A 17878-nucleotide genomic window follows, 5' to 3' on the forward strand; every position below is an offset into this window, starting at 1 on the left:
TTTTGTTTTTTTTGGAGCAAGAAACAAAGATAGCAAAAAACTCCATTTTCTCTATTTTTCTCAATCAAACTTGTACTTTTTTGTTACATTTGAAACCCACATTCAAACAATATAATTTTTTCCGAGAAAATAAAAAAGTGGGTTCCTGACAACCGCAGGGGAAGATAATTTTCCGGAAGAAATTCAAATTTTTTTTTCAATGAGAATTATTTCATACAACGTAAACGGAATCAGAGCCGCCATTTCTAAAGGATTTATCGATTGGTTGCAACACGCAAATCCGGATATTATTTGTCTTCAGGAAATTAAAGCGACCGAAGATCAAATCCCTGTCGAAGATATTACAAAAGCAGGTTATCCGTACCAATACTATTATTCAGCAACTAAAAAAGGATACAGTGGCGTAGCGATTCTCTCTAAAATCAAACCCAACAATGTCTTTCACGGCACCGGAATTCACCACATGGATTTCGAAGGAAGAAACCTTCGTGCTGATTTTGATGATTTTTCAGTGATGAGTTTGTACCTGCCATCGGGAACAAATATTGATCGATTGGATCATAAATTCACGTTCATGGATGATTTTCAAACTTACATCAACGAACTAAAAAAAGAAATGCCAAACCTTATTATTTGTGGCGACTACAACATTTGTCATGAGGCAATTGACATTCACGATCCTGTCCGCAACAAAAATGTTTCAGGATTTTTACCACAGGAGAGATCTTGGCTCGATGGATTCATGAAGTCGGGATTTGTTGATAGTTTTCGCCATTTCAACTCTGAACCGCACCAATATTCGTGGTGGAGTTACCGCGCCGGAGCCAGAGGGAACAACAAGGGTTGGCGTATCGATTACAATTTAGTCAGCGATACTTTAAAACATAAATTAAAAAGAGCCGTTATTTTATCCGATGCCGTTCATTCGGATCATTGTCCGGTTTTAGTGGAATTAGAGTAACAATTTTAGGAGCTGTTTCCCGCTATCCGTTACAATCTTTCTAGTCCTAAACTTGTTTCAGGATCCTGAAACAAGTTCAGGACTAGAAAGGATTTTTACTTTTATCGGGGCTAGGGCATCCGATTATAATTTAATTTTTGCTTTCATCGCAACATAAGAAACAACATAAATACCAACAAAATGATTAAAAGAGTTTCCATCGGATTATTAGTACTGGCGCTTTCCACTTCCTGCGTAACCAAGAAAATATACAATGATTTAGAAAGTAAATACGCCGATTCCAAAAAAGAAAATAGAAGTTTAGCAGATGATAATGCCGATTTGCTAAAAGCTAAAAACCAATTAGAATTAGACCGCGACGGGTTAAAAACGGATTTAAGCAAATCCAAAGCGGAATTGGATAAATTGAAAGCAGATTACGCGGCGGCTCAAAATAAGTTCAAAGTCTTGCAGGATTCGTACGTCGCTTTAGAAAAAAATAGCGGAGACGCTTTGCAAAGCAACATGAAGAAAAATCGTGATTTGCTGGAACAATTAGACGAAAAAGGAAAAGCATTGGCATTCGAACAAGAGCGATTGAGCAAAAGCGCACAACGTTTGCAAGAACTGGAAGATTTGATCGCTGCCAAAGAAGCCAGCATGAAAAAACTAAAAGAAACCTTGTCGAAAGCCTTGAATAGTTTTGAAGGAAAAGGGCTGACCGTTCAACAAAAAAACGGGAAAGTGTATGTTTCCATGGAGAACAAATTACTTTTCAATTCGGGAAGTTGGGCTGTAGGTTCCGAAGGTAAAAAAGCAGTTGTAGAATTAGGTAAAGTTTTGGGTGATAACGAGGATATTTCCGTGCTTATTGAAGGTCATACAGATGATGACGCCTTCACGGCTTCAGGTCCTATTGCGGACAACTGGGATTTATCGACCAAAAGAGCGACGGCAATTGTCGCTATTTTGAGTGAAAACAAGAAAATCAACAAGGAAAATCTAACGGCTGCCGGAAGAGGAGAATTTTCACCATTGGGAAGCAATTCGACCGCGGAAGGAAAAGCGAAGAACCGTAGAATTGAAATCATTCTGACTCCAAGATTAGATGAAATTGCCGAAATGTTGAATGAGATAAATTAAGATTAAAAGATCTAATGTTATAATTTTTACCATATCGGTATTTAATTGCTTATTCAAAATGAAACTTAATGTTACAATGGTTTAAAAAAAGAACTTTCCTATAACTACCGCCAATTTGCTAATTTTATCTTTCGATTGAAGGCTTTTAATTTGCGAATTTGCGGTTATATTTTGTAAACTTTTCTCAATTTTCTGTTAACAGCAAATGGTAACGACAAACTAATTTTATCTTTGTTTTCGAAAAAATATAATACAATTCCCTTCAATATGAAATACACCACTTTACCCAATACTGATGTAAAAGTCAGCAAAATTTGCCTTGGAACCATGACTTTTGGACAACAAAATACAGAAGCTGATGGCCATGCCCAAATGGATTATGCCTTAGAAAACGGAATCAATTTCTTTGATACTGCCGAAATGTATTCGGTTCCGGCGCGTGAAGAAACGTACGGAAGTACAGAGAAAATCCTAGGAACCTGGTTCAAAAAAACAGGTAAAAGAGAAGAAATAGTTTTGGCTTCTAAAATTGCTGGACCCAATCCAAATTTCACATACATGCGTGAGAAAAATGATTTTTCGCCCGCCAGCATCAAATTTGCTTTAGACCAAAGTTTACAACGCTTACAGACGGATTACATTGATGTGTATCAATTGCATTGGCCGGAACGTAAAACGAACTTTTTCGGACAACGCGGTTTCAAAGTACAAGAAGATGGTTGGGAAGATAACATTCATAACGTTTTGGAGACATTAGACGGTTTTATTAAAGAAGGAAAAATTAATCACATCGGACTTTCTAATGAAACGCCGTGGGGAATTATGCGTTTTCTGGAAGAAAGCAAATACAACGATTTGCCAAGAATAAAAACGATTCAAAATCCATATTCGCTATTAAATCGACTTTTTGAAAACGGTTCCGCTGAGATTTGCATCAGAGAAAATGTCGGTTTATTGGCTTATTCGCCAATGGCTTTTGGAGTTTTATCCGGTAAATTCCTTACAGGTGAAAGTCTTCCAAATGCCAGAATAAAATTATTCCCACAATTTTCCAGATACAACAGCACACAAAGTACCGAAGCTACACGCTTATATCAGGAAATCGCCAAGAAAAACGGATTGTCTTTAACAGAATTGTCTTTGGCATTTGTATCGCAACAGCCATTTGTAACGAGCACAATTATTGGCGCAACCACATTGGAACAGTTAAAAGAAAATATTAATACGATTCAAGTATCACTTTCGGAAGAGATTTTAAAGGCGATTGATGAGGTTCAAGCGGTAATTCCTGACCCGGCACCGTAAATTAATTTTAACTACAAAGTTCACGAAGTTTCGTAGACTAGGATCACAAAAAATCAGTGCAAATCTTTGTGAAATTCGCGCTTTCTTTGTGAACTTTGTAGTTGAATTTTAAGAATTAAAGGTCAAATTCGTCATCAACGGCCACGGAATCCACTTTAATTTGCGTGGAATCTTGTACTTTAAATTTGATAAAAGATTTTGCAGGTCCTGAAATCAATATGGGTAAGGACTTGTAAATAGTGTCTTCAGGAGTTAAAAGCCCTCTTCGAAACATGATATTCGTCAAGAACGATTCTTGTTGTATCGCAAAATCTTTCAACATCCCTTGATCGTTAAACTGATACATGAATTTTTTTGGACTTGGAATAATTCTGGCGAGATACAAGCATTCGTTCAGCGATAATTCCGAGGGTGTTTTTTGAAAGTAAAACTGACTCGCTTCACCAATTCCGTAGACATTTGGACCCCATTCGATAATATTAAAATACACTTCGAGCATGCGCTCCTTGCTCACAATCCGGTTGTTTTCCAGAATGTAAACCAATAAAATCTCTTCCAGTTTACGCGACACTGTTTTCTCTCGACTGAGAAAAACATTTTTCACTAACTGCATGCTGATGGTACTGGCACCGCGCGAGAATTTTTTGGTTTTAATATTTTTGATGATCGATTGTTTGAAAGCTTCTTTGATAAACCCACGATGCGAAAAGAAAGAAGGATCTTCCGTTGTCAAAACCGATTTTCTTAAATACGGCGAAATTTGGTCCAGCGGCGTGTAATTTGCATTAGCCGAACCCACTAAAACCGGGCGTTGCAACACGTTTTTTATAAGTGCCCGATACACAAATTCACCATTTAGTTTGTTGAGATTGGCTTTACCATATTTGGTAATTTTTAAATTTTCTTTCTTCAATTTACTATCAAAAACCAACTGATTGGGTTTGTTTTGATTATATGCAAAATCCAATTTATAATCAAAAGTACCGCTGGCTTTCATTCCTTGAAAATTGGCAAATAAACCGTCAGGAAGCGAAGTAATAAAGTCTTGCGCTTTCATTTTTGGGATGTTTACTTTGAGTTTATAAATCGTATCTTTTTCCGTTTCATAAGCCGCGTAAGGATGAAATTTTATCTTGTTCAATTGAACCGTTGAGTTGCTGTCAATTGAAATAAAATTAGAACCCAATAAAAATCGGTAATCAAATCTGGCGTTTTTTAGCAATACATCTTTACTGGCAATTTTTGGGTGGTTAATTTTTAAATTAGCAATAGCCATAAAACCATCAATATGTAATTCGTCGCCGTCTTTATCTATGTTTTGAATATTCAATCTGATAGAATCAAAACTCGATTTCAGGTTATAACGTTCATCTAAATAAGGCATTTGGATGGCGCCAGTATCTATATTTACAAAACGGATATCGGCTTTTTTGTTTCTTGGATCGGCAAAACCTTTGATTTTCCAACGTTGTGAAATGGTGTTGGTTTGAACTTTTATCGAAGCTTCCAATTGCTTATTGACCAATAGCAATTTTTGGAAATTAATAGTTGCTTTTTTCCCGTTATCATTGAGTCGGAAAGAAAGATTGTCCAAAATCATATTTGTCGGGACTAAGTTCAGTGCTTTTGAGATGATGATGTAAGCAAACTGAGCGTAATCTCTTTTCTCGTCGCGAATCTCAGTTTGAGTGTCTTTTTTTAGAAAAGCATCGTAATTTCCTGTTTTCCCTTTTTTTACCAGCTTTACAAAACCATTTTGTATTTCTAAAGTTCCAAGTTGTACATCGCCCATAACCAAACGCAATAAATTGACGCTGGTTTTTAATTTTTGTATTCTTAAAAGCGTGTCGGCATTTTTTGGAACCAGTATTATTTCAGTAAGATTCAAGCCCGATAATCCGTCAAAAGAAGCTTTTTTTATTGTAAAAGTACTGTTATAATCCACTGCCATTTCATGGGAAACTTTTGCAATCGTCTGCTGTAAAACGGCATCACGAAACATATAAAAACCAATAATAAAAACTGCAAATAATACAAAAAGTATTTTTGCAACTAAAAATATTTTTTGTTTTTTCATAAATGGTTTAATAAGTAATAGAATCTAAAACAACAGGCGTTTGGAATATTGGACATAAAGAAAAGGAAAATAATACTAAAGGAAAGTTTTTTATAATTTTCTTTAGAAGGTTGATTGGGAAAATGATTTGTATTCCATTTTAAGACATAAAAAAACTACAACATAACTGAGTTGTAGTTTCAGAATTTCTGAGAAGTAGGGATATTAGCTGTTGGGTTCCGGTTTTTTATATTCGGAAGGGTTGTAATAACGTCTTACTTTTTCCACAATTTGGTTTAAGGTCATTTTGTCTGCGGTTTCTACTGCTTTTAGTTTTCCGGGTTCGATTAAATTTCCGTCCATTAATTTTTTTTCTAACCTTGTTTTGGTTTGTGCCGGACCAAAAACAATAAGTTCATCTGATTTTTTGACATAAGACAAAACGGATTTTATAAAGTAATTGAGTTGTTCTTCTTTTCGAGCCTCAAATTGTGATTCGTTAGTGCTATGATGGCTGTCGCTGGAGAAAGTGCCTTTGTTGCCTTCCCTGTTGTGATATACGTTGTTTTCAACCTCAGAATCTATTTCAGTAATTTTTTCTGTATCACCATCAAGAGCAACAATTATTGCTTTTGAGGAATCTATCCAAATGCCAGTTTGTCTTTTCATGTCTTTGATTTTTAAGTTAAAGTAGATTGTTTTAAAACAGCTTTATTTTAATTTTCATTCAATCCGTTGGGTGTAATTCGATGTGTTTAATTTTTTTGAATCCACTTCGACTTCGCGCTGTGCAGGCTAGACACATAGATTATAAAATTTTGGAAGGCGTTTCACTTTTTTAATGAAAATTATAGTCATGTAAACCCAATAATTGGGCTATCTGACTTTTTTTCTCTGTGTTTCTATTTGGTTCAATTTCTTATTTTTGATTATTTGAAACATTATTATTTACGGCCAACCATTATTCATTTAATTTTCAACCATTTAAAATGAACGTAAGCTCGAGTATTAAAACTTGTTCTGATTTATTCTTTTCTGGAAACGAAGAGGCGATGGCGTTGGCAGTTTTTAGAATTAAGGCATTAATTTCCGGCGTGAACAAGTGCTGATATTCTGTTCCGAAAATTTTAAAGTCGGAAATCACTTGTTCCAATTCCCATTCATTTGCGACCAGCCGGTCAAAAACAATTTCGATTTCATAAGCGGTGTCATCGTCAAATTCATTGAAACTGTTTTCCAGCGAAAGCGATTCCTTCTCAAGGTTTTATTTCAGTTTCTCTATTTCCTCTCTACCAATTGTTTTGTCAATGGCCGCAATATAATAAAACACCTTGCCTAAATGTTCGTATAAATGAGTCATAGTTTGACGTGAAGGTTTCATTTTATTTTCGTAATGCATTGTTAAACATAAAGTTACAAAAAATAATTAATTCTTCTTCTGAATTGTTGTTTTTCTTTAAAATAAGGAATTTTTAAAGTGAATCAGGGAAAGTTGAAGAAGTTAAAAAGTACTATTTCGTTTTTGCCTCCAGAAACGACAGGAGATTGTCAGTTTCCAGTTTTTGACTGGCGTATTTTAATTGAAGTTCAGAACCTTCGCCCATTCTATTGTAGTATTCCAACGCTTTTTTTGCAAAGAAGCGTTTGGGAAAATCTGGAAGTTCAGGAATTTGAGGAAATTTTTTGTGAAAAAGCATTTCGTAATAGGCTTGCCATTCTCTTTCATTTTTATCTTCGATCAAGTTTTCTGCTGTTTTTTGACTCACGTGAATCATTTCATGCATCAGCAGATTGAGCATCAAGTGCAGCGGATATTCAAAAGTGTTTTCGGGAATGCGGATGATTTGGGGTTCGCCAAGAGCGCCTTCAGTAGTCATCAAGATAAATTCTGGTTTAGCTTTTTCTCTTAATTCGAAACCTTTAAAATTGGTGTTTTCTAAACCATATTCTTGTATTAAAAACCTGGCAGAAGCAGTGGTTTCTCCAAGTTCATGAATGGTATTGACGATTTGTAAATGTTCTGGATACGATTTCATTTTAGGTTATTACTATTTTGTGTTATGTGCTGACTGTAATGGGAACGGATTGCAGATTTTCGCTATGGTTGTGTTAGTATGCCCGAGCCGTGGGGTTTTGTGTTGTGGTTATATAATATTTTTTCTTATAATTTGTTTTGTTGTATTGTAAAGTGGATTGTGGTCCCTTTATTTAATTCTGATGTTGCCCAGATTTCCCCATTTAGTTTTTCAACTATCTTTTTGCAAGAGGCTAAACCTAAGCCGCTACCGTCAAACTCTTCTTGATTATGTAAACGTTTGAATGGTTCAAAAATAGTTTTAAGATATTCTGGTTTTATGCCTATTCCGTTATCTTCTATTGAAAAAGTAAAAATAGAGTTCGATTCTTCGAGCTTTATATTCAATTGTGTGCGTGTTCCTTTTATTTGATATTTTAAGGCATTACTCAATATATTTTTGAATAATACGATCAGTGCCGTACGTGAACTTTTTATTACCGGCATTGTGTCAATATTGATTTCTGGCTTGTGACCATCGATATTTTCAGTTAGTTCTTCAAAAATAGATGTAATCAATAAGTTCACATCGATGGACTCAAACTCTTTGGTAATAAAACCTCCTTTTGCATAATCCAGTAAATCATGTATCAAAAGGTTCATTCTAGTAGTGGTGTTGTTAATTAATTTAAAGAATGTTTGGTCGGTATCGTCCCATAAATCCTCGTGTTTCACCTTGATAATTTTTAGCGCTGCTTGAACAGAACCTAACGGTTGCTTCAAATCATGTGATGCCATTGCCGAAAAAGCTTCCATGTTTGAAGAGTATTCCTGTAATTTTTGCTGATAAGAGACCAACAGTTTATTTTTCTTTCTAAGATCTAATAAAAACATTACCTGATTTGATAAACTTTGCAGTGCTTCAGTTTGTGCTGCGGATAATTTACCGGGCTTTTGGTCTATGACGCACAATGAACCTAAAGCAAAACCTTCGGAAGTAACGAGTGGAATACCATAATAAAAAACGATATTAGGGTGACCCGTCACCAAGGGGTTCGCGGCAAATTGAGGATTTATACGAGCATCTGTAACTTCGAAATGCGACTGAGGATCTGCAATCGCATGTGCGCAAAAAGAATGCTCCAATGGTGCCGGTTCACCTTCCCCAAGTCCTAAATTTGACTTGAAATACTGACGCTCACTATCAATGAAATTGATTAGTGATATTGGCGTATTACAAATTGAAGAAGCAATTTTTGTTAAATCATCAAACATTTTTTCCGGAAGAGTGTCCATTATATCAAACTCCATCAATGCTTTTACGCGTTCTATTTCATTATCGTTTTCTAGAGTCTTCATATTTTTATGTCTTGCTTTCAGTATGATTATTTTTCTTTAGTTTAATGTTCCCTTATTGAGGAACAATATTTATTCCTTAGATTTTTCTTTAACAGTGTAATTTGCCTTTAATTTTTTTCTAAATTATTTATCATCAATACCAGCAATTAGTTAGTAATAAAATTTTACAAAAGTAAAATAAAAGATGACATTTGTTAAACCCTGTAGCGCATACTCGTAATCTCTTCACTATACAAATCTATAACTAAAGCTTCTACTTCATACACCAAGCATTCGTAATTTTTTGCAGCAATGAGCCTATAAAAAGGAATGTTATTTTAAATATCAGCCAAACAATTCACTCGCCACATCTTCAATTTTGGCTACTAATCTGATTTTAATTCCGGTATTTTTTAATGCAATTTTATTGTATTTTGATACAAAAATGGTCGAAAAACCTAATTTTTCTGCTTCCTGAATGCGTTGGTCTACGCGGTTTACCGGACGTATTTCACCAGAAAGTCCTACTTCGCCGGCAAAGCAAAAATCTTTATTGACTGCAATGTCTTCATTCGATGATAAAATGGCGGCAACAACAGCCAAATCGATCGCAGGATCATCTACTGAAATTCCTCCTGTTATATTTAGGAAAACGTCTTTGGCGCCAAGTCTAAAACCAGCTCTTTTCTCTAATACGGCCAGAATCATATTGAGTCTTTTGGCATTATAACCCGTGGTGCTGCGTTGCGGTGTTCCGTAAACTGCGGTGCTTACCAAGGCTTGGATTTCAATCATCAACGGGCGCATGCCTTCTAAAGTGGACGCAATTGCTGTTCCTGATAATTGTTCGTCTTTGTGAGAAATTAATATTTCTGAAGGATTAGAAACTTCGCGCAAACCATTGCCCAGCATTTCATAAATTCCTATTTCGGCAGTGGAACCGAAACGGTTTTTTAACGAACGTAAAATGCGATACACGTGATTTCTGTCGCCTTCAAATTGTAAAACGGTGTCGACCATGTGTTCCAGGATTTTTGGCCCTGCAATATTTCCGTCTTTGGTAATATGACCAATAAGAATCACGGGAATATTGGTTTCTTTGGCAAATTTAATTAGTTCGGCGGTGGTTTCCCGAATCTGAGAAATACTTCCGGGAGTGGATTCAATATAATCCGTGTGAAGCGTTTGAATGGAATCGATAATCACGATTTCCGGTTGTATGGCTTCAATTTGCTTGAAGATATTTTGTGTTTTGGTCTCGGTAAGAATATAGCAATTGTCGCCGCTGGGTGTGATTCTTTCGGCACGCATTTTTATTTGTTTCTGACTTTCTTCACCCGAAACATATAAGGTTTTATATGGTAGTTTTAAAGAAATTTGAAGCAAAAGCGTACTTTTTCCAATTCCGGGTTCACCGCCCAAAAGAATTAAGGAGCCGGGAACTATTCCGCCACCCAGAACGCGATTCAATTCGCCATCAGTGGTGTCCATTCGGATTTCCTGCGCTGAATCAATTTCGTTTATTCGTAATGGTTTTGGTGCCTTACTGCTGGTAGAGGTTTCGCTTTTCCAAGTTGTTTTTTCTTGTTTTTGGATAATCTCCTCTGCAATGGTATTCCATTCTTTACAAGAATTGCATTGTCCTTGCCATTTTGCATATTGTGCGCCACAGTTTTGGCAAAAAAAAGTTGTTTTTACTTTTGACATTATTTTTTTGGTGTTTGACTGGTCATATCATCGTATTTTTCCATCATCATATTTTTTGTCAGGTTGCCAATTTCCTCTAATTGGGACGCGTTTTGATAACGTTTTGCCGCTTTTTTAAGGTCGCCCATTTTTTCATACATTAAACCCAATTCATAATCGGCTAGCATTGATTTTGGATAATTTTTGTTGGCAATTTCAGCTAATTTATCCAGTTCTGAATAGGCTTTGTTTTTGAGAATTGCAGCTTCAATAGCTTTGAAGTCGTTGACGCGAATGGGCATTTTTAGACCTAAATTTTTAGACAAAACCTCGTATTTATTGGTCAGGTAATTTACATATCCGGATTGAAGGATGGCAATTTTATCCGAATATTCGGTAGAAGAAATGGGTTTATAAGTGTCGAAAAATTGGTACAAAGCATTTGGAATCGAATACAGAACCAGTGAATAATGGGAAGCTCCTGCAAAATTATCAAACTTATAATTCAGTAACGGATTGGTAACCTGTTTTATATTGGTGTCTAATTTCTTGATGGAAGTCTGTAGTTTTTTTACATCGCCATCACCATTTGACTGGTAATAAAAAATAGGTTGTTTGAGTTTTGAAAGTTGCTCCGGAATGCGATTTTCCATATCAGGCGCTAATTCGGGACTTAATGAAATATAAGCATTGAAAAGGGGATTGTCTTTGTACAGAAAAAAGTTCAAAAATCCAGCAGTCGTGTCATGACCGGCGATGATGCGGAAAGGCGCAACAGGGTATTTTTTTTCAATGTATGGTAGTAATTCCGTGCCAATAAACTCAAAAAATTTTGCTCCTTTTCCAGAAGGAACGCCATCTGCTTCGTCATAATTGCAGTCGTCAAATCGTTCCTTATTTTTGTTTTGGCTGATGCCAACGATAATGGTTTCCGGTAAATCATCCCAATAGGCTCCATAATTTAAAGCGCCATAGAAAGGTTCAAACAAGTAATCGCCATCCAATAAAACGAGAATCGGGTATTTTTTATTAGGGTTTTTTTCAAAAGAAGGCGGAAGTCCAATGGTGATTTCCCGACTTTCACCAAGCACTTGAGAATCGAACGCAATCGTAGTTTTTTGTGAAAATGCGGAAACAGAAAAGAGTAATAAGAGTATTAGTTTTTTCATGATTTAGTTTGTTTTAGAAATTATGGTTTACTCTAAATAAGAGCAAGCAATATAAACATTATTACTTTTAATTAAAAATCAATGCCAGTAAATGTTAAGAATGCGCTTTGATTTCAAGGGCGAAATCAGCGTTTATTTGTTTAGAAAAACAGCGTTAAAAAAAACAGCTACTGATTCTCGGATTTTAAAATACAAAATCAAAGAATAAGTAGCTAAAAAAATAGTTTTTGGTTTTTTATTCGACTATAAATTAAGTCAACGAATTGTCATTTTCATTTGGAAAAATAACCCATGGTTTGAAAGTTTTAGCTTCTTCAAAATCCATGCTTGCGTAAGAAATGATGATGATGATATCGTCTTTTTGCACTTTTCTGGCAGCAGGTCCGTTGAGTGTTATGGTTCCTGAATTTTTCTCGCCTTTGATTGCGTAAGTATCAAAACGTTCTCCGTTATTGATGTTTACAATAGAGACTTTTTCGCCCTCAATAATATTGGAAGCTTCTAGTAATGACTCGTCAATAGTGATGGATCCGATGTAATTTAAATCGGCGCCGGTTACTTTAACGCGGTGAATTTTTGATTTTAATACTTGAATTTGCATGCTACAAAAGTAAATTAATTTAATGAAATGGTGTCAATCAAACGAATATTGTTGACTAATACGGCAATAAAAGCACGGTATTTTTTATTTTTATTTTTTCGTGTACACGATAAAAGAGTTGCTTCGTCTGCAATGGTGAAGTATTCCAATGTAAAGTGAGGATTGTTGCCGAATGATTTTTGAACCCATCCGGAAATTTCAGCGGTGCTTTTTGTTGCAAACTGCTCACGTACATTAGTTAGCACTTTGTAAATAATGGCAGCTTCATCTCTTTCCTGCGCTGATAAACGCTCGTTTCTGGAGCTCATGGCTAGATGATTAGATTCTCTGTAAATAGGACAACCAATTACGTTTACTTTTAAGTAATTTTTAGCAACCATCTTTTTTACGATTTGCAATTGTTGAAAATCTTTTTCGCCAAAATATGCGTTAGTAGGTTCAATAATTTCAAAAAGTCGCTTTACAATAGTACCTACACCATTGAAATGTCCGGGTCTAAATTTGCCTTCCATTTGGTTTTCCAATCCGTCGAAGTCGAACGATTCCGAGACCGGTTTTCCGTCATAAATATCCTCTACAGTTGGAGCGTACAAAATGATATTTGGATTCAGATTGGCAAGTTTTTTTACATCTTCATCCAGCGTTCTGGGGTATTTTTTTAAGTCTTCCGAATTATTGAATTGGGTAGGATTTACAAAAATACTGACAACGGTAGTGTCGTTTTCCAGCAATGATTTCTGCATTAAAGCCAAATGACCTTGATGTAAAGCACCCATCGTTGGAACAAATCCAATGGTGGAATGGATAGTTTTTATAGATTTCAAATAGTCCATTAAAGATGCTTTTCCGTAGAAAATATGCATGGCAGTATTATTAAAATTAAATGCAAACTTACTATTTTAGTTAATAACTGCATAAATTTTTGTAATTTTGCATGGTTTTTATTGCCAATAAATTAAGTAAATTACGATATGAAAGATAAGAGGATATTATATGTATCATCTGAAGTGGTGCCGTATCTCGCTGAAACCGAGGTCTCTTTAATGTCTTATGACGTTCCAAAAATGATTAATGATCAAGGTGGACAGATAAGAATTTTTATGCCAAGGTATGGAAATATTAACGAGAGAAGACACCAATTGCACGAGGTAATTAGACTTTCGGGGATGAATTTGGTAGTTAATGACTTGGATATGCCGTTAATTATTAAAGTGGCTTCTATTCCAAAAGAAAGGATTCAAGTTTACTTTATTGATAATGACGAGTATTTCAAAAGAAAAGCTACGTTTGCTGATGAAGAAGGGGTGATGTATCCAGATAATGATGAACGTGCGATTTTCTTTGCAAAAGGAGTTGTTGAGACAGTTAAAAAACTCAATTGGGTTCCGGATATTATTCATGTTCATGGATGGATGGCCGCAATGCTACCTATTTATATGAAGCATTTTTATAAAAACGAAGCATTGTTTTCGGAAACAAAGATTGTTACTTCTGTGTACAGCCAATCTTTTGAAGGGACTTTAAATGAAGAAATGATTAATAAAGTAAAATTTGATGGTGTTCCAGACGATGCAATAACAGATCTTGAGATTCCAAACTACGAAAATATCATCAAAGCAACTATCAAACATTCTGATGCAGTGATTATTGCTTCAGAAAACCTCTCTCCAAGTTTAACAAAATTTATAGAATCTTCAGGAAAACCTTTTTTACCTTTCGCACCGAAAGATGCATTCGCGGAAGCGTATACAAATTTCTACAGAAACGAGGTTCTTTAAATTAAACTTTTTTAATAAGTATGTACAATAATTCTTTTTTTAAGAAAATTCTTTTAGTAGCAAGTGTTGTTTTTTTATATTCTTGCGATAAAGATTATAACGAAATTGGTGGAGATTTAATCGGTGAAAATAATTTTGATTTTAAAAAAGAAACATACAGTGTTTCTGGTTACAATCAAAAAACAGGACCAATACAATCCAATAATCTTGAAGTAAATCCTTTGGGAATTTACAGTAGTACAAATTTTGGCGAAACAACCGCAAACTTCAATACTCAGTTAACTTTACCTGCTCTTATTACTTCAGTAAGTACAAAACCTTTTGTGGAAAGTGTAGTGCTTTCCATTCCGTATTACACAGACGCAGCCCAAACAAAAACGAATGCTGACGGAAGTCATGTCTATGCATTAGACTCTATTTATGGTCCGGATAAGGCTAAAATGAAATTAAGTATTTATGAATCAGGTTATTTTATGAGAGATGCGGATCCTATTGGAGGATTTCAACAATCTCAAAAATACTTTACAGATCAGAATACTGAATTCGATAATTTAAAAATTCCGACTCGTTTAAATGACAACGCTGATAAGGCTCAGAATGATGAGTTCTTTTTTAATCCTGCAGAGCATGTCGTTGTAACAACAGATACGGTAACGAAGGTGAAATCAACAGCATACATTGCTCCGGGAATGAAGCTGAATTTGAATAAGGATTATTTTAAAGCCAAGATTATTGATGCGGTTAATTCAGGTAAGTTAGCCTCAAATGAAGTTTTTAAAAATTATTTTAGAGGTCTTTATTTTAAAATGGAGAAATCCGGAGGCGGTCAAGGTAATTTAGCGATGCTGAATTTTAAAGGAGGCAAAATAACCATTATTTACAATGAGGATTTAGTTTCTACAACAGGTGGGGCTACAACACGAGTAAAGAAAACGATTGTTTTAAACATGACAGGAAATACTGTTAGTTTGTTGAATAACGATTTTAGCGCTAATGGAAGTGCATATGATGCCTTGCCAATTACTGGAAACACAACTGAAGGAGATGAGAAATTATTTTTAAAAGGTGGTGATGGTTCTGTAGCGGTTTTAGAGCTCTTTGATAAAACAGATGTAAAAGGATATGATGCTAATGGAGTGTTAACAGGTCCTAATAAAATTTCAGATCAATTAGATGACTTAAGAAACCCGGCAGATGGTAAAAAGATATTGATTAATGAAGCAAATCTTGTTTTTCATATTGATGCAGCCGCTATGGCCAACACTTATGAGCCACAAAGAATTTATTTGTATGACTTTAATAACAACCGACCTTTGACAGATTATTACCTGGACCCCACTACTAATAGTGCGAATCCAAAAAAATCGAAAATTGTTTTGGATGGCATTATAAAGAAGGATGCCACTAGTAAAAAAGGGGTGACTTACAAAATTAGAGTAACCAATCAAATAAGAAATCTGATCAATAACAAGGATTCCATTAATGTTAAATTAGGTCTCGTAGTTACGGAAGACATTGGAATAATAACATCTTATAAGTTAAAAACTCCAAATACATTTATTTCTCAAGCGCCAAAGGCTTCTGTTATGAACCCATTAGGGACCATTTTGTACAGCGGAAAATCAACCGTAGCTGAGGCCAAAAGATTAAAACTTGAAATTTATTATACAAAACCTAATTAAACCAAGACTATGTGTGGAATTGTTGGATATATTGGATACAGAGAAGCTTATCCTATTGTAATTAAAGGATTGAAAAGACTCGAATATAGAGGCTATGATAGTGCTGGCGTCATGTTGTATGACGGTGAGAACTTAAAGGTTTCTAAAACAAAAGGAAAAGTTTCAGATCTTGAGGAGCGAGCTTCAAAAGAGATTACCATCAACGGAAGCATTGGTATAGGTCACACACGCTGGGCAACTCATGGTGTTCCAAATGATGTAAACTCGCATCCACATATTTCAAATTCAGGGGACTTGGCAATAGTTCATAACGGAATTATTGAAAATTATGCGCCCTTAAAAGCAGAGTTGATTAAGAGAGGATACGTTTTTCATTCTGATACGGACACCGAAGTATTAATTAATCTTATTGAAGAAGTACAGAAAAAAGATAATTTAAAATTAGGGAAAGCAGTTCAGGTGGCTTTGAATCAGGTAGTAGGAGCGTATGCGATTGCTGTTTTTGACAAAAAAACTCCAAATGAAATTGTTGCTGCCCGTTTGGGAAGCCCACTAGCAATTGGTGTTGGTGAAGGGGAATTTTTTATTGCCTCAGATGCTTCTCCTTTTATAGAATATACGTCTAATGCGATTTATCTGGAAGATGGTGAAATGGCAAATATTAGATTGCATAAACAAATGAAAGTGCGTAAAATTAAAGATGATACTTTAGTTAATCCTACTATTCAAGAGCTGCAAATGAATTTGGAGCAAATTGAAAAAGGTGGTTACGATCATTTTATGTTGAAAGAAATTTATGAGCAACCAAGCGTTATCAAAGACACATATCGTGGAAGACTTCATGCTAATGAAGGTTTGATTCAAATGGCAGGTGTTGAGGATAATTTAGAAAAGTTCTTAAACGCGGAAAGAATCATAATTGTGGCTTGCGGAACTTCGTGGCACGCTGGTTTAGTTGCAGAGTATATTTTTGAAGAATTTGCAAGAATCCCAGTTGAAGTGGAATATGCTTCCGAATTTAGATACAGAAATCCAATCATAAACAGTAAAGATATCGTTATTGCTATTTCTCAATCTGGAGAAACCGCTGATACCATGGCCGCTATAAAATTGGCTAAAGAAAATGGTGCGTTTGTTTTTGGAGTATGTAATGTAGTGGGATCTTCTATTTCAAGAGAAACTCACGCCGGTGCTTACACTCATGCGGGACCTGAAATTGGTGTTGCGTCTACAAAAGCGTTTACAACTCAAATTACGGTGCTGACAATGATTGCGTTGCGTTTGGCTAAAGCCAAAGGGACATTGTCAAATTCAGCTTTTCACACCTATTTACAAGAATTAGAAATTATTCCTGAAAAAGTAAGAGAGGCTTTAGAAACAAATGACAGAGCAAAAGAAATTGCTGCAGTTTTTAAAGACGCTCCTAATTGTTTGTATTTGGGAAGAGGGTATAATTTTCCAGTGGCTCTTGAAGGCGCTTTAAAATTAAAAGAAATCTCCTATATTCATGCTGAAGGATATCCGGCAGCGGAAATGAAACATGGACCAATTGCCTTAATTGACGAGCACATGCCAGTGGTTGTAATTGCGCCAAAACAAGGACATTACGATAAAATCGTGAGTAATATTCAAGAAATTAAATCCAGAAGTGGAAAAATTATAGCGGTAGTTACTAAAGGAGACACGCAAGTACGTGAATTAGCGGATTATGTTATCGAAATTCCGGAAACTTCGGATGCATTATCACCTTTGATTACTACTATTCCATTGCAGCTGTTATCGTATCACATTGCTGTTATGCGTGAATGCAATGTAGATCAACCTCGTAATCTTGCGAAATCAGTTACTGTAGAATAAATTTGTAGATAATTGCATTATATATAACAAGCCTCGGAAGTTTTTTTCGAGGTTTTTTTTGTGTTTTATAATTTATTAAATAAGAATACTGAGACGCTGGAAAAGTGAAATAAACGATAAATTTTGCGGCTTTTTGAACTTTTATCAAATATCTAAAAATTAATAATTATTTTGTGATAAATGTATTTTTTATATGCGTGCATAATGATATTCTGGGTTTTTAGCATAAATTTTAACATTAAATAATTAATTATAAATGTGGAATAAGCGTAAATGGGGCAAAAGAACTGAAGAATATGAAATTTTTTC

At 35.2% G+C, this 17878-nt stretch carries 14 protein-coding genes; 6 read left to right on the forward strand and 8 right to left on the reverse strand.

The window, feature by feature from the left end; translation table 11 throughout:
- Positions 1–199: 199 nt before the first annotated feature.
- The 3 genes from ACP7AT_RS01495 (at position 200) to ACP7AT_RS01505 (ending at position 3388) form a co-directional block, all read left to right on the forward strand.
- Positions 200–961, forward strand: coding sequence for an exodeoxyribonuclease III (locus ACP7AT_RS01495; RefSeq protein WP_426062594.1), 762 nt, complete (start codon positions 200–202; stop codon positions 959–961).
- 180 nt (positions 962–1141) lie between these two features.
- Complete coding sequence (locus tag ACP7AT_RS01500; RefSeq protein WP_426062595.1) at positions 1142–2083, forward strand: OmpA family protein; 942 nt, start codon at positions 1142–1144, stop codon at positions 2081–2083.
- A 267-nt stretch (positions 2084–2350) separates the two neighbouring features.
- Positions 2351–3388: an aldo/keto reductase gene (locus ACP7AT_RS01505; RefSeq protein WP_426062596.1), complete on the forward strand. Its 1038-nt coding sequence runs from the start codon at positions 2351–2353 to the stop codon at positions 3386–3388.
- 115 nt (positions 3389–3503) lie between these two features.
- On the opposite strand, the gene ACP7AT_RS01510 is transcribed toward ACP7AT_RS01505, so the two are convergent.
- From ACP7AT_RS01510 to panC, 8 genes are all read right to left on the reverse strand, one after another.
- Positions 3504–5465: a transglycosylase domain-containing protein gene (locus ACP7AT_RS01510; protein WP_426062597.1), complete on the reverse strand. Its 1962-nt coding sequence runs from the start codon at positions 5463–5465 to the stop codon at positions 3504–3506.
- A 204-nt stretch (positions 5466–5669) separates the two neighbouring features.
- A complete protein-coding gene (locus ACP7AT_RS01515) occupies positions 5670–6113 on the reverse strand; it encodes a hypothetical protein (RefSeq protein ID WP_426062598.1) in 444 nt (147 codons plus the stop codon).
- 842 nt (positions 6114–6955) lie between these two features.
- Entirely contained in the window at positions 6956–7480 is a 525-nt protein-coding gene (locus ACP7AT_RS01520; protein WP_426062599.1) for a hypothetical protein, read from the reverse strand.
- A gap of 125 nt (positions 7481–7605) precedes the next feature.
- The gene (locus ACP7AT_RS01525) at positions 7606–8817 is read right to left on the reverse strand and encodes a GAF domain-containing sensor histidine kinase (RefSeq protein ID WP_426062600.1); all 1212 of its coding nucleotides are present in this window, start codon (positions 8815–8817) and stop codon (positions 7606–7608) included.
- A 324-nt stretch (positions 8818–9141) separates the two neighbouring features.
- Positions 9142–10503, reverse strand: coding sequence for a DNA repair protein RadA (radA, locus tag ACP7AT_RS01530; protein WP_426062601.1), 1362 nt, complete (start codon positions 10501–10503; stop codon positions 9142–9144).
- The gene (locus ACP7AT_RS01535; RefSeq protein WP_426062602.1) at positions 10503–11651 is read right to left on the reverse strand and encodes an alpha/beta hydrolase; all 1149 of its coding nucleotides are present in this window, start codon (positions 11649–11651) and stop codon (positions 10503–10505) included. Before ACP7AT_RS01535 ends, radA begins: the two co-directional genes overlap by 1 nt.
- Positions 11652–11901: 250 nt before the next feature.
- Positions 11902–12252 (reverse strand): aspartate 1-decarboxylase, encoded by a 351-nt coding sequence (gene panD, locus ACP7AT_RS01540; protein WP_426062603.1) that lies wholly within the window; start codon positions 12250–12252, stop codon positions 11902–11904.
- Between the two features lie 14 nt (positions 12253–12266).
- Positions 12267–13115, reverse strand: coding sequence for a pantoate--beta-alanine ligase (gene panC, locus ACP7AT_RS01545; RefSeq protein WP_426062604.1), 849 nt, complete (start codon positions 13113–13115; stop codon positions 12267–12269).
- Between the two features lie 108 nt (positions 13116–13223).
- Between panC and ACP7AT_RS01550 the strand changes: the two genes are divergently transcribed.
- Genes ACP7AT_RS01550 through glmS form a run of 3 tightly spaced genes read left to right on the forward strand, consistent with a single transcriptional unit; the run spans position 13224 to position 17569 of the window.
- Positions 13224–14030, forward strand: a complete 807-nt coding sequence (locus tag ACP7AT_RS01550; protein ID WP_426062605.1) for a glycogen/starch synthase — start codon at positions 13224–13226, stop codon at positions 14028–14030.
- Between the two features lie 20 nt (positions 14031–14050).
- Positions 14051–15712 carry a DUF4270 domain-containing protein gene (locus ACP7AT_RS01555; RefSeq protein ID WP_426062606.1) on the forward strand — a complete coding sequence of 554 codons (1662 nt, stop codon included), beginning with the start codon at positions 14051–14053 and terminating at the stop codon, positions 15710–15712.
- A 9-nt stretch (positions 15713–15721) separates the two neighbouring features.
- Positions 15722–17569, forward strand: coding sequence for a glutamine--fructose-6-phosphate transaminase (isomerizing) (gene glmS / locus ACP7AT_RS01560; RefSeq protein ID WP_426062607.1), 1848 nt, complete (start codon positions 15722–15724; stop codon positions 17567–17569).
- The last annotated feature ends 309 nt before the right edge of the window (positions 17570–17878 follow it).

It is taken from the genome of Flavobacterium sp. DSP2-3-1, from assembly GCF_049896865.1.
Lineage (GTDB): Bacteria > Bacteroidota > Bacteroidia > Flavobacteriales > Flavobacteriaceae > Flavobacterium.

Bases quoted from the DNA above. Each gene is read 5' to 3' on its own strand.
- ACP7AT_RS01495 (WP_426062594.1), top strand. From the start codon at position 200: ATGAGAATTATTTCATACAACGTAAACGGAATCAGAGCCGCCATTTCT.
- ACP7AT_RS01500 (WP_426062595.1), top strand. From the start codon at position 1,142: ATGATTAAAAGAGTTTCCATCGGATTATTAGTACTGGCGCTTTCCACT.
- ACP7AT_RS01505 (WP_426062596.1), top strand. From the start codon at position 2,351: ATGAAATACACCACTTTACCCAATACTGATGTAAAAGTCAGCAAAATT.
- ACP7AT_RS01510 (WP_426062597.1), bottom strand. From the start codon at position 5,465: ATGAAAAAACAAAAAATATTTTTAGTTGCAAAAATACTTTTTGTATTA.
- ACP7AT_RS01515 (WP_426062598.1), bottom strand. From the start codon at position 6,113: ATGAAAAGACAAACTGGCATTTGGATAGATTCCTCAAAAGCAATAATT.
- ACP7AT_RS01520 (WP_426062599.1), bottom strand. From the start codon at position 7,480: ATGAAATCGTATCCAGAACATTTACAAATCGTCAATACCATTCATGAA.
- ACP7AT_RS01525 (WP_426062600.1), bottom strand. From the start codon at position 8,817: ATGAAGACTCTAGAAAACGATAATGAAATAGAACGCGTAAAAGCATTG.
- radA (WP_426062601.1), bottom strand. From the start codon at position 10,503: ATGTCAAAAGTAAAAACAACTTTTTTTTGCCAAAACTGTGGCGCACAA.
- ACP7AT_RS01535 (WP_426062602.1), bottom strand. From the start codon at position 11,651: ATGAAAAAACTAATACTCTTATTACTCTTTTCTGTTTCCGCATTTTCA.
- panD (WP_426062603.1), bottom strand. From the start codon at position 12,252: ATGCAAATTCAAGTATTAAAATCAAAAATTCACCGCGTTAAAGTAACC.
- panC (WP_426062604.1), bottom strand. From the start codon at position 13,115: ATGCATATTTTCTACGGAAAAGCATCTTTAATGGACTATTTGAAATCT.
- ACP7AT_RS01550 (WP_426062605.1), top strand. From the start codon at position 13,224: ATGAAAGATAAGAGGATATTATATGTATCATCTGAAGTGGTGCCGTAT.
- ACP7AT_RS01555 (WP_426062606.1), top strand. From the start codon at position 14,051: ATGTACAATAATTCTTTTTTTAAGAAAATTCTTTTAGTAGCAAGTGTT.
- glmS (WP_426062607.1), top strand. From the start codon at position 15,722: ATGTGTGGAATTGTTGGATATATTGGATACAGAGAAGCTTATCCTATT.